The organism is Pseudomonas sp. S1_E05 (assembly GCF_056337105.1).
The window spans coordinates 232,224-246,458 of sequence record NZ_JBFRHM010000001.1; the positions used below are offsets into that span (position 1 = coordinate 232,224).

At 64.5% G+C, this 14,235-nt stretch carries 1 protein-coding gene and 1 pseudogene (1 of these 2 cut by a window edge); both read left to right on the top strand.

Translation table 11 applies throughout. From position 1 onward, the window contains the following. Positions 1 to 12,340, top strand: a pseudogene (locus AB4N33_RS01060) (non-ribosomal peptide synthetase). Next, a protein-coding gene (locus AB4N33_RS01065; RefSeq protein WP_476456198.1) for a non-ribosomal peptide synthase/polyketide synthase crosses the window boundary here: on the top strand, positions 12,340 to 14,235 show its start. Its footprint extends 11,556 nt past the window's final position; the window shows 1,896 of its 13,452 coding nt (coding positions 1-1,896); it begins with the start codon at positions 12,340 to 12,342; its stop codon lies off the right edge, out of view. Before AB4N33_RS01060 ends, AB4N33_RS01065 begins: the two are co-directional and overlap by 1 nt.

The following is a 14,235-nucleotide window of genomic DNA, read 5'->3' on the forward strand; positions in this document are numbered from 1 at the left end:
ATGAATGCTGAAGACTCCTTGAAACTTGCTCGCCGGTTTATCGGGTTGCCCTTGGAAAAGCGCCAGATGTTCCTCGCGGCCTTGCACAAGGAGGGTGTGGATTTCGCCCGTTTTCCGATCCCCCAGGGGGTCGAGGCCGAGGACCGGCAGGCGCTGTCCTACGCTCAGCAACGCATGTGGTTTCTGTGGCAACTGGACCCGCACAGCGGTGCCTACAACCTGCCCGGTGCCGTGCGTCTGAAAGGTCGCCTCAACCCCGTGGCGCTGGATCAGGCGTTCGCGAGCCTGGTGGCGCGTCACGAAACCCTGCGCACGGTGTTCCAGCGCCAGGCTGACGAGAGCCTTTTGCAGATGCCGGCCAGCACGGTGTTGCAAATCGACAACGTCGACTTCAGCGCGCTACCGGCTCAAGAGCGCGAGCAGGCCGTGGCCCACGCCGCCCAGCAACAATCATTGCTGCCGTTCGATCTGGCAGTCGGCCCGTTGCTGCGGGTGCAGCTGCTCAAGCTGGCGGAGCAGGAACACGTGCTGCTGCTGACCTTGCACCACATCGTTTCCGACGGCTGGTCGATGAACGTGCTGATCGACGAGTTCATCCGCTGCTACGACGCCTTTGATGTCGGTCAGCAACCGCAACTGGCGGGGCTGCCGATCCAGTACAGCGACTACGCCCTGTGGCAGCGCCGCTGGCTGGAGGCCGGCGAACAGGCCCGGCAATTGGAATACTGGCAGGCGCAGTTGGGCGACGAGCACCCGATGCTGGAGTTGCCCACCGACCACGCGCGCCCGGCGATGCCGAGCTATCGCGGTACCCGCTACGAATTCGGCGTTGACGCCCGGTTGGCTGAACAACTGCGCGCCACCGCACAGAAGCACAACGTCACCCTGTTCATGTTGTTGCTCGGCTCGTTCAACGTGCTGCTGCATCGCTACACGGGGCAAACCGACATTCGCATCGGCGTGCCCATCGCCAACCGCAACCGCGGCGAAATCGAAGGCCTGATTGGTTTCTTCGTCAATACCCAGGTGCTGCGCACGCAACTGGACGGCCAGACCCGCGTGGCCGATCTGCTTGGCGCGATCAAGGAAACCGCACTCGGCGCCCAGGCCCATCAGGACCTGCCGTTCGAGCGTCTGGTCGAGGCCTTGAAGCTGGAGCGCAGCCTCAGCCACACCCCGCTGTTCCAGGTGATGTACAACCACCAGCCGCAAGTCGCGGACATTGCCACCGTCACCACCGCCTCGGGCCTGGAGCTGGGCGTCATCGAGTGGGAAGGGCGCACCACCCAGTTCGACCTCACCCTGGACACCTATGAAAAGGCCGGCACCCTCCACGCGGCGCTGACCTACGCGAATGACTTGTTCGACGCCTGTACCATCGAGCGTATGGCTCAACACTGGACTCGCCTGTTGCAGGGCATGGTCAGTGACAGCCAACAACGCATCAGCGACTTGCCGCTGCTGGAAAGCGCCGAATACCAGCGCATCGTCCGTGACTGGAACCCTACCAGCGATGATTTTGCCGACAACCTGGGCATCCACGAACTGATCGCTCGGCAGGTGGCATCAAAGCCCGAAGCGCTGGCGGTGACCTTCGGCACATTGAATTTGAGCTACGCCGAACTCGACACCCAGGCCAACCGCTTGGCGCACAAGCTGATCGAGCTGGGTGTCGGCCCGGAAGTGCGGGTCGGCGTGGCCATGCAGCGTTCCGAACAACTGCTGGTGGCGCTGCTTGCGGTGCTCAAGGCCGGTGGCGCTTATGTGCCGCTGGACCCGGATTACCCCGCCGAACGCGTGGCCTACATGCTCGAAGACAGTCGCGCTCGTGTGCTGATCAGCGAATCGGCCGTGGCGCGGAACCTCACCGTGGCCAGCGACACTCAAGTGCTGCTGATGGATGCCCCGCAGGAATGGGCGGGTTATCCCCAGCACGCGCCGCTGAGCCGCGCCACGCCGGACGACCTCGCCTACGTGATCTACACCTCCGGCTCCACCGGCAAGCCGAAAGGCGTAGCCATCGCCCATCGCAACGTGCTGGCGCTGATCGACTGGTCGCAATCGGTGTACAGCCGTGACGACATCCAAGGTGTATTGGCGTCGACTTCGGTTTGCTTCGACCTGTCGGTGTGGGAGCTGTTCGTCACCCTGGCCAACGGCGGTTCGCTGATCATCGCCCGCAATGCCCTGGAGTTGCCACAGTTGCCGGCACGGGATCAGGTACGCCTGATCAACACCGTGCCGTCGGCGATCAACGCGCTGCACGCGGCGGGGCAGATCCCACCGAGCGTGCGCATTATCAATCTGGCCGGCGAGCCGCTGAAGCAATCGCTGGTGGATTCCCTCTACGGACAGCCAACGGTCGAACACGTCTACGACCTCTACGGCCCGTCCGAAGACACCACCTATTCCACCTGGACCCGTCGCACCGCAGGTGGCATCGCCAACATCGGCCGGCCGCTGAAGCACACCGCCAGTTACCTGCTCGATGCCAACCTGCAACCGGTGCCGCAGGGCGTCAGCGCCGAGCTTTACCTGGCCGGCGCCGGTATCACCCGTGGCTACCTGGGGCGTGCCGCGATGACCGCCGAGAAGTACGTGCCGAATCCGTTCGCTGGCAAGGGCGAGCGAATGTATCGCACCGGCGACCTCACGCGTTATCAGCCGGACGGCGCGCTTCAATACGTCGGCCGCATCGATCATCAGGTCAAGGTGCGTGGTTTTCGCATTGAGCTCGGCGAAATCGAGACGCGCCTGCTGCAACAGGAAGCCGTGCGCGAGCTGACGGTACTGGCCCAGGACAGCGACCACGGCCAGCAACTGGTGGCCTATATCGTGCCGAACGATCCGGCCATCGTGGCAAGCGATGCCGAGGCACAGGCGTTCTTGCGCGAAACCCTCAAGGCGGCGTTGCGCCAGCACTTGCCGGACTACATGGTCCCGGCATACCTGCTGTTTCTCGACGCATTGCCGTTGACGCCCAATGGCAAGCTCGACCGCAAGGCCCTGCCAGCGGTAGACGGCAGCCAGCAACAGCGCGAACACGTCGCCCCCGGCAGCGCCGTGGAAAAAGCCCTCGCGGCAATCTGGCAAGACGTCCTGGCGGTTGACGCCATCGGCCTGGAAGACAACTTCTTCGAACTGGGTGGCGACTCCATCGTCTCGATGCAGGTGGTCAGCCGCGCCCGTCAGGCCGGCATCCTGTTGAGCCCCAAGGACCTGTTCCAGCATCAGACCCTGCGCAGCCTTGCGCAAGTGGCGCGCAGCGGCGAGCAGAACCTCATCGACCAAGGGCTGGCAACAGGCGCCGTGGCCCTGTCGCCGGTTCAGCATTGGTTCTTCGACCAAGCCATCCCCGAGCGTCAGCACTGGAACCAGTCGTTGTTGCTGATCCCTCGCGAGCGCCTCGACGGCGCAAGGCTGGATCAAGCGTTGCAGCAACTGCTCAAGCACCATGATGGTTTGCGTCTGCGTTATGAATTCGACGGCGCGCAATGGCAGCAGGCCTATGCCGGGCTGACGGCTGATTCGGTGTTGTGGCAGCGTCAGGCCGATTCGGCGCAGGCCTTGCTGGATCTGTGCGAAGAAGCCCAGCGCAGTCTCGACCTGCAACAGGGCCCGTTGCTGCGGGCGCTGTTGGTGGACCTGTACGACGGCAGCCAACGCCTGCTGCTGGTGATCCATCACCTGGTGGTGGACGGTGTGTCGTGGCGGGTGTTGCTGGAAGATCTGCAACAGTTCTACCGCCAGGACGCGGCGCTGTCGGCCAAGACCAATGCCTACCAGCACTGGGTTGCGCGCCTGCAAGCGCATTTGCCGGTGTTCCAGCACAGTCTCGATCACTGGCAGACGCAATTGCGCGACGCCTCGGGCGAGCTGCCGTGCGATCACGCCAACGGCGCCTTGGAAAACCGTTTCGAGCAGAAAGTCGAGATCCGCCTCGATGCCGCGCAAACCCGCAGGTTGTTACAGGATGCCCCGGCGGCCTACCGCACCCAGGTCAACGACCTCTTGCTGTCGGCGTTGGCGCGGGTCGTGTGCCGATGGACCGGGCAGGGCAGTACCTTGATCCAGCTCGAAGGTCATGGTCGCGAAGATCTGTTCGACGACATCGACCTGACCCGCACCGTCGGCTGGTTCACCAGCCTGTTCCCGGTCAACCTGACGCCGGGCGCCGAGGTCGGGGCTTCGATAAAGTCCATCAAGGAACAACTGCGCGCCGTGCCGGACAAGGGCCCGGGATATGGCGCATTGCGCTATCTGGCAGACCCTGCCATCGGCGCTGCATTGGCGGCGCTGCCGACACCGCGCATCACCTTCAATTACCTGGGCCAGTTCGACCGCCAGTTCGACGAGGCGGCGTTGTTCGTGCCGTCGAGCGAAGGCCACGGCGCGGCGCAGGATCCGTCTGCGCCGCTGGCCAACTGGCTGACGGTCGAAGGCCAGGTGTATGGCGGCGAGTTGGCCATGAGCTGGGGTTTCAGCAGCGAGATGTTCGACCGCCGCACCATCGAACAACTGGCCGGGCAGTACGCCGACGAACTCGCCGCGCTGATCGAGCATTGCTGCAGCCTCGAAACGCCGCAGGCGACGCCATCGGACTTCCCGCTGGCGCGCCTGACCCAGGCGCAGCTCGACAGCTTGCCGGTGGCCGCCAGCCGCCTGGACAATCTCTATCCGTTGTCGCCGATGCAACAGGGCCTGTTGTTCCACACCCTGTACGAGCAGGCGGCGGGCGAGTACATCAATCAACTGCGGGTCGACGTTCAGGGCCTCGACCCCGAACGTTTCCGCGCCGCGTGGCAGGCGACCGTCGACGCCCAGGACATTCTGCGAACCGGTTTCGTGTGGCAGCTTGAGCAGCCGATCCAGATCGTGCACAAGCAGGTGAAATTGCCGTTCAGCGTGCTCGACTGGCGCGATCGCAGTGATCTGGCTGATGCATTGGCCGCTGTGGCAGATGTCGAGCGCCAGCAGGGCTTCGATCTCGGCCAGGCGCCGTTGCTGCGTCTGGTGCTGGTGCAAACGGCTGCGAATGACTGGCACCTGATCTACACCCATCACCATATCCTCATGGATGGCTGGAGCAATTCGCAACTGCTGGGGGAAGTGCTGCAACGTTATCGCGGCCACACCCCGCCGGCCGCTGCCGGGCGTTATGGCGACTACATCGGCTGGTTGCAACGCCAAAATGCACAAGCCAGTGAGGATTACTGGCGCGAACAACTGGCGCTGTTGCAGGAGCCGACGCGCCTGGCCCAGGTGGTGGCTGGGAGTGGCAGCCTGAGCGGTCATGGCGATCATTTCCTCAGCCTGACGCCTGCGCACACCCAATCGCTGGAAGCGTTTGCCCGCCAGCAAAAAGTCACCGTCAACACCCTGGTGCAAGCGGCGTGGCTGCTGTTGCTGCAACGCTACACCGGCCATGAATGCGTGGCGTTCGGCGCCACGGTCGCCGGTCGGCCGGCTGACATCCCCGGCATCGAGCAACAGGTCGGCCTGTTCATCAACACCTTGCCAGTGATCGGCATGCCGCGTCCGGACCAGACTGTGGCGGCCTGGCTGCAAGCGGTGCAGGCGCAAAACCTCAGCCTGCGCGAGTTCGAGCACACGCCGCTGGCGGACGTTCAACGCTGGGCCGGGCAGAGCGGCGAAGCGCTGTTCGACAACATCCTGGTATTCGAGAACTATCCGATTGCCCAGGCGCTGCAACAGGGAGCCGAGCAGGGTGTGGTGTTCGGCGAAGTCGCCAACCTGGAACAGACCCACTACCCGCTGAGCATCGCGATAACCCAGGGCCAGGCGCTGGCCCTGCACCTGAGCTTCGACCGCAAGCTGTTCGCGCCGGCCGCCATCGAGCGCATCGGCGGTCACCTGCTGCACGTGCTGGCGCAATTCAGCGAATCCGCCGAGCGTCGCCTGGGCGAAATCGCCCTGACCAACGCGGACGAACTGGCCGAGCAGCAAGCCGCCAACCACCCGCAACCGTACCCGGTCGACGTGGCGGTCCATCAACGCATCGCCGAATGGGCAGCGCAGCAACCTGAACGCACGGCGGTGATCTTCGCCGGTCGCCGCTTCAGCTTTGGTGAGATCGACCAGCGCGCCAACCGCCTTGCCCACGCGCTGATTGCCCGGGGTGTCGGCCCGGAAAGCCGGGTTGGCGTGGCCTTGCCGCGCAGTGAAGGGCTGATCGTCGCGCTGCTGGCGGTGCTCAAGGCCGGGGGCGCCTATGTGCCGCTGGACACCCGTTACCCACGCGAGCGCCTGGCCTACCTGATTGAGGATTCTGGCCTGGCCCTGTTGCTGACCGACTCTTCGGTGTCGGCGCAATTGCCGGTCAATGGCACAGTGTTGGAGCTGGACCGTCTTGTCCTCGACGACCAGCCAACCAGCGCGCCGGAAGTGACTCTCGACCCGCAGCACCTGGCTTACGTGATTTACACCTCAGGCTCTACAGGTAACCCGAAGGGCGTCAGCGTCGCCCACGGCCCGCTGGCCATGCACTGCCAGGCCATCGGCGAGCGCTACGAAATGCGCGACAGCGATTGCGAATTCCATTTCATGTCCTTCGCGTTCGACGGCGCCCATGAGCGCTGGCTGACCAGCCTGACCCATGGCGCGTCGCTGCTGATCCGCGATGACAGCTTGTGGACCCCGGAGCAGACCTACAACGCCATGCGCGAACATGGCGTGACAGTGGTGGCATTCCCGCCGGTGTACCTGCAACAACTGGCCGAACATGCCGAGCGTGAAGGCCATCCGCCGAAAGTGCGCATCTACTGCTTCGGCGGCGACGCCGTGCCGGCTGCCAGTTTCGAGCGGGTCAAGCGTGCGCTCGACCCGGACTACATCATCAACGGTTACGGCCCGACCGAAACCGTGGTCACGCCACTGATCTGGAAAGCCGGGCGCGAGGTGCCCTGCGGCGCCGCCTATGCGCCCATCGGCAGCCGCATCGGCGACCGCAGTGCCTACGTGCTCGACGCCGACCTGAACCTGTTGCCCCAAGGCATGGCGGGCGAGCTGTACCTGGGCGGCACCGGGCTGGCCCGGGGTTACCTGAACCGTCCGGGCCTGACCGCCGAGCGCTTTGTGGCAGACCCATTCAGCACCGTCGGCGGTTTGCTGTACCGCACCGGCGACCTGGTGCGCCAACGCATCGACGGCACCTTCGACTACCTGGACCGCATCGACAACCAGGTGAAAATTCGCGGCTTCCGCATTGAACTGGGGGAAGTCGAAGCCAGCCTGCAAGCCCTCGCCGGGGTGCGTGAAGCGGTAGTCGTCGCCCAGGAAGGCAGCGCCGGCAGTGGCAAGCGCTTGGTCGCTTATGTGGTGGCCGATGCGTTGAATACCGCGCGCAACGATTTTGCCGAACGCCTGCGCGAGCAGCTCAAGGCCACGCTACCGGCTCACATGGTGCCGGCCTACGTGCTGGTGCTGGAGCGCCTGCCGCTGACGCCCAATGGCAAGCTTGACCGCAAGAACCTGCCCAAGCCCGATGTCAGCCAATTGCAGCAAACCTACATGGCGCCGCAAAGCGCGCTGGAGCAGCAACTGGCCGCGATCTGGCAAGACGTCCTGAAGCTTGAGCGGGTGGGCCTGGGCGACAACTTCTTCGAACTGGGCGGAGACTCGATCGTCTCGATCCAGGTGGTCAGCCGCGCTCGTCATGCCGGGATTCGTTTCACTCCGAAAGACCTCTTCCAGCACCAGACCATCCAGGCCCTGGCCGTGGTGGCGCGGGTTGGCGAGGCGCCGCCACTGATTGAGCAAGGACCGGTCAGCGGTGAGCTGGCATTGCTGCCGGTGCAGCGATTGTTCTTCGAGCAGGCCATCCCGGAGCGCCAGCACTGGAACCAGGCGGTGATGCTCAAACCCACGCAACCGCTCGACACCCACCTGCTGGAGCAAGCACTCGGCGCACTGGTGGATCATCACGACGGCCTGCGCCTGAGCTTCATCGAGCAGGCGGATGGCTGGCACGCCCATTACCAGGCTCCCGGCAGCCAGCATGATGCGCTGGTGTGGGCGGTCGACGTGGCCGATGTCAGCGAACTGGAAGTCGCTGCCGGCCGGGCACAACGCAGCTTGAATCTTCAGCAGGGTCCGCTCCTGCGGGCGCTGCTGGCCAACCTCGGCGACGGCAGCCAGCGACTGATGCTGGCGATCCATCACCTGGTGGTGGACGGCGTGTCGTGGCGGATTCTGTTTGACGACCTGCAAACGGCCTATGGCCAACTGGCCCAGGGCCGAGCGCTGCAACTGCCGACGAAAACCACCTCGGCCAAGGCCTGGACGCAACAGTTGCAAACCTATGCCCGCAGCGCGTCGTTACAAGCCGAACTGGCCAACTGGCAACAGCGGCTTGCCGGCGCCGACGGCGCGCTGCCGCTGGACAACCCCGCCGGCAGCCTGCAAAACCGCCACGCCGTGACGGTGCGCACGCAACTGGACCGCGACCTCACCCGGCAACTGCTGCAAGACGCCCCTAAAGCCTATCGCACCCAGGTCAACGACCTGCTGCTGACCGCGCTGGCCCGCGTCATCGTGCGCTGGACCGGCGCCGACAGTGCGCTGATCCAGCTCGAAGGCCATGGCCGCGAAGAGCTGTTCGACGGCATCGACCTGACCCGCACCGTCGGCTGGTTCACCTGCCTGTACCCGGTGCGTCTGACCCCGGTGGCCGAGCTGAGCGCCTGCCTGAAACAGATCAAGGAACAACTGCGCTCGATCCCTGACAAGGGCCTCGGTTTCGGCGCGCTGGCCCACCTGGGCGACGCCGCTGCGCAGCAAATCCTCGCCCAATTGCCAGTGCCACGCCTGACCTTCAACTACCTGGGCCAGTTCGACGGCAGTTTCAACGCCGAAGGCGGCGCATTGTTCGTGCCGTCCGGCGAAGCGGCCGGGGACGAACTGGATGCTACGGCGCCACTGGCCAACCAACTGGCGCTCAATGGTCAGGTTTACGGCGGTGAGCTGACCCTGGGCTGGACCTTCAGCCGCGAGATGTTCCATGAAGCGACCATTCAGCGCCTGGCCGACGACTACGCTCACGAACTGCACGCGTTGATCACCCATTGCTGTGCGGCCGGTCACGACGGTGTCACGCCGTCGGACTTCCCGCTGGCCCGGCTCAGCCAGGCGCAACTGGATCGCCTGCCGCTGCCGGCGGCGCTGATCGAGGACGTGTACCCGCTGTCGCCGATGCAACAGGGCATGCTCTTCCACGCCGTGTACCAGGAAACCTCGAGCGACTACATCAACCAGATGCGCCTCGACGTCGAAGGCCTCGACCCCGAGCGCTTCCATCAGGCCTGGCAGGCGGCGGTCGAAGCCCACGACATCCTGCGCACGCGTTTTGTCTGGCAGGGTGAGTTGCCGGCGCCGGTGCAAGTCGTCAGCAAACATGCGCCGATGCCTTACGGCTTGCACGACCTGCGAGCGCACCCACAGCCAGAACAGGCCCTGCGGGAACTGGCCGACCGCGAGCGCCAGCAACTGCACCTCGGCGATGCCAGCCTGCTGCGCCTGGTGATTGTGCGTCTTGATGAGCAGCGCCATCACCTGATCTACACCAACCACCACATCCTCATGGACGGCTGGAGCAATTCGCAGTTGCTCGGTGAAGTGCTGCAACGCTACAGCGGGCAGGTTGTCGCGGGCCAGACCGGGGGCTACCGAGATTACATTGCCTGGCTGCAACGCCAGGATGCTGCGGCCAGCGAAGCGTTCTGGGTGCCGGCCTTGCGCGAGCTGGAAGAACCGACGCGACTGGCTCAGACCCTTACGCCGCCAGCGCCCGGCGAGCACGGTTACGGCGATCATTTCCAGGTGCTGGACGCTGGGCTGACTGCACAATGTGGGCGAATTCGCCAGGGCCTCGAAAGTCACGGTCAACACCCTGGTGCAGGGCGCGTGGCTGCTGCTGTTGCAGCGCTACACCGGCAAGGACACCGTGGCGTTCGGTGCCACGGTCGCCGGGCGTCCGGCGGAACTGCCGGGTGTGGAGCAGCAGATTGGCCTGTTCATCAACACCTTGCCGGTGATCGCCACGCCGCGTGCCGAGCATTCACTGGCCAGTTGGTTGCAGGCGTTGCAGGCGCACAACCTGGCGTTGCGCGAGTTCGAACACACGCCGTTGTTCGATATCCAGCGTTGGGCCGGGCAGGGCGGAGAGGCGCTGTTCGACACCTTGATGGTGTTCGAGAACTACCCGGTCTCCCAGGCGCTGGAGCAGGGTGCGCCACAAGGGTTGCACTTTGGTCCGGTGACCAATCGCGAACAGACCAACTACCCGCTGACCTTGCTGGTGAGCCTGGACCGCCAGTTGGAACTGCATTTCAGTTATCAGCGCAGCGCGTTCGCCGCGCCGGCCCTGGTGCAACTGGCCAGTCACCTGCAACACCTGCTGAGCCAGATGATCGGCGGCGGCGAACGTTGCCTCGGCGAGTTGACGTTGCTCGATCAAGCGCAGCAACAGCGCATCGTCGACGACTGGAACCTCACGGGCGAGGGCTTTGCCGACAACCTGTGCATCCACGAGTTGATCGCCCGGCAGGGGGCAGCAACTCCTGATGCACTGGCCGTGACCTTCGGCACATTGACCTTGAGCTACGCCGAACTCGACACCCAGGCCAACCGCTTGGCGCACAAGCTGATCGAGCTGGGTGTCGGTCCGGAAGTGCGGGTCGGCGTGGCCATGCAACGTTCGGAGCAATTGCTGGTGGCACTGCTCGCGGTGTTCAAGTCCGGTGGCGCCTACGTGCCGCTGGACCCGGATTACCCCGCCGAGCGTGTGGCCTACATGCTTGAAGACAGTCGCGCTCGTGTGCTGATCAGCGAGTCGGCGGTGGCGCAGAACCTCACCGTGGCCAGCGACACTCAAGTGCTGCTGATGGATGCCGCGCAGGAATGGGCGGGTTATCCGCAGCGCGCACCGCTGAGCCGCGCCACGCCGGACAACCTCGCCTATGTGATCTACACCTCGGGCTCTACTGGTAAACCAAAAGGCGTAGCCATCGCCCATCGCAACGTGCTGGCGCTGATCGACTGGTCGCAATCGGTGTACAGCCGTGACGATATTCAAGGTGTATTGGCCTCAACCTCGGTGTGCTTCGACCTGTCGGTGTGGGAGCTGTTCGTCACGCTGGCCAACGGCGGTTCGCTGGTCATTGCCCGTAACGCCCTGGAATTGCCGCAGTTGCCGGCGCGGGATCAGGTACGCCTGATCAACACCGTGCCGTCGGCGATCAACGCGCTGCACGCGGCGGGGCAGATTCCACCGAGCGTGCGCGTCATCAACCTGGCGGGCGAGCCTTTGAAGCAGTCGCTGGTCGATGCGCTTTACCAACAGGCAACCATCGAGCACGTCTACGACCTGTACGGTCCGTCCGAAGACACCACTTATTCCACCTGGACCCGACGCACTTCCGGCGGCACGGCAAACATCGGCCGGCCGCTGAAGCACACCGCCAGCTACCTGCTCGATGCCAACCTGCATCCAGTGCCGAAGGGCGTCAGCGCCGAGCTGTACCTGGCCGGCGTCGGCATCACCCGTGGCTACCTGGGGCGCGCGGCGATGACCGCCGAGAAGTACGTGCCGAATCCGTTCGCTGGCAAGGGCGAGCGGATGTATCGCACCGGCGACCTCAGCCGTTACCACGCCGATGGCGTCATCGAATACCGCGGGCGGATCGACCATCAAGTGAAGATCCGCGGTTTCCGCATCGAGCTGAGCGAAATCGAAACGTGCCTGCTGCAACAAGAGTTCGTGGGCGAAGTGGCAGTGCTGGCCCAGGACGTCGTCGGAAGCCCACAACTGGTGGCCTACGTGGTGGCCAAGTCACTGGCGCTCGACGATGCCGAGGCGCAACGCCAACTGCGCGAGGAACTCAAGGCACGCCTCAAGGACAGCCTGCCCGAGTACATGGTGCCAGCCCACTGGTTGTTCCTTGCGCAATTGCCACTGACCCCCAACGGCAAGCTCGACCGCAAGGCCCTGCCGGCGGCCGATGCCAGCCACCTGCAAGCGAGCTTCGTGGCGCCGGTCAGCGAGCTGGAACAGCAGGTCGCGGCGATCTGGCAGCAAGTGCTGACCCTGGACCGCGTGGGCCGGAGTGACCACTTCTTCGAGCTCGGCGGGCATTCGCTGCTGGCGGTGAACGTGGTGTCGCGGCTGCAACTGGAACTGGGGCTGAAACTGACCCCGCAACTGATTTTTCAATACCCCGTACTGACAGATTTCGTCAGCCGTCTGGCCGCTGCCGGTGAGCAGGTCGACTCGTTGAAACTGAGCAAGCTGGACGCCCTGCTTGACGAAATGGAGGAAGCTTGATGGATACCAATGTCGCTTTGAAGATTGCGCGGCGCTTCATTACTTTGCCGCTCGACAAGCGCAGGGTGTATCTGCAAAAGATGCTTGAAGAAGGGGTGTCGCCGGCCAACCTGCCGATCCCGGAAACCCAGTCGCAGTTCGATCCGGTGCCACTTTCCTTCGCTCAGGAACGCCAGTGGTTCCTCTGGCAGATGGACGAAAACAGCGCCGCCTACAACATCCCCAGCGCCCTGCACTTGCACGGGGAGCTGGATGTGGCGGCACTGGAACGCAGCTTCAATGCCCTGATCGAGCGCCACCAGAGCCTGCGCACCACCTTCCGCCAGCAGGATGACCGTGCGGAGCAGGTGATCCACGCGCACATGGCGTTGACCGTCGATGTGCATGAACTGGATCTATCGCCGGCGGCATTACCCCGTGATGCGCAGGTCGAGGCCTTCGTCGCCACGCAAACCGCGCTGCCGTTCGACCTGATCAACGGCCCGCTGCTGCGCGTCAGCCTGTTGCATCTGGGCGCCGCTGAACACGTGCTGACCCTGACCCAGCACCACATCGCCTCCGATGGCTGGTCGATGCGGGTCATGGTCGAAGAGCTGCTGCACCTCTACAACGCCTACCGTCAGGGTCAGGCACCGGCATTGCCGGCGCTGTCGATCCAATACGCCGACTACGGCATCTGGCAGCGGCACTGGATGGAAGCCGGTGAGCGCGAGCGTCAGTTGGCTTACTGGCAAACGCAGTTGGGCCATGAACACCCGGTGCTGGAGCTTCCCACGGATCATGCGCGCCCGGCGGTGCAGAGCCTGCGCGGTGCGCGGGTCGAACTGGCGCTACCGGCGGCGCTGGCTGAGCAACTGCGCGCGGTCGCCAAGGCCCAGGACGTCACGCTGTTCATGCTGTTGCTGGCTTCGTTCCAGACCTTGCTGCACCGCTACAGCGGCCAGGCCGACATTCGCGTCGGTGTGCCGACCGCCAACCGCAACCGGGTCGAAACCGAGCGGCTGGTGGGCTTCTTCGTCAACACCCAGGTGCTGCGCAGCGAACTTGACCCGCAGGCACGCTTCAGCACGCTGCTGGCCCAGGTCAAGCACACGGTGGTGGCGGCCCAGGCCCATCAGGATTTGCCTTTCGAGCAACTGGTCGAAGCGCTGCAACCGGAACGCAGCCTGAGCTACAGCCCGCTGTTCCAGGTCATGTACAACCACCAGGGCAGCACCGGCGGTAGTCAGGCCCGCGCCAACACCCAGGCGCTGACGATTGAACACCTGCGCCAGCCTGCGCATACGGCGCAGTTCGACCTGACCCTGGAAACCTTCGACGACGCCCAGGGCCTTGGCGCGCAGTTGACCTACGCTTCCGACCTTTTTGAGCGCGAGACCATCGAACGTCTCGCCCGCCATTGGCAAAATTTGTTGCGCAGCGTCGTCGCCGACCCGCAACAGAGGGTGGGCGAGTTGGCGCTGCTGGACAGCGAAGAACAACATCAGGTGCTGGTGGACTGGAACCACAGCGCCGCCGAGTATCCGCGCGACTGGTGCATCCATCAGTTGATAGAAGCCCAGGCCCAGCGAACGCCAGCGGCCACGGCGCTGGTGTTCGACGGGCAGGCGCTGGATTACGCGCAGCTCAACGGCCGGGCCAACCAACTGGCCCATCGCCTGATCGAGCTGGGTGTCGGTCCGGATCGACTGGTGGGCATCGCCATTGATCGTAGCCTGGAGATGCTCGTCGGCCTGTTGGCGATCCTCAAGGCCGGCGGCGCCTATGTGCCGCTCGACCCGCAGTATCCGCAGGACCGCCTGGCCCACATGATCGAGGACAGCGGCCTGCAATTGCTGCTGACCCAGGCGCATTTGCTGGACGCCTTGCCGATTCCACGTGAGGTGCAAACGCTG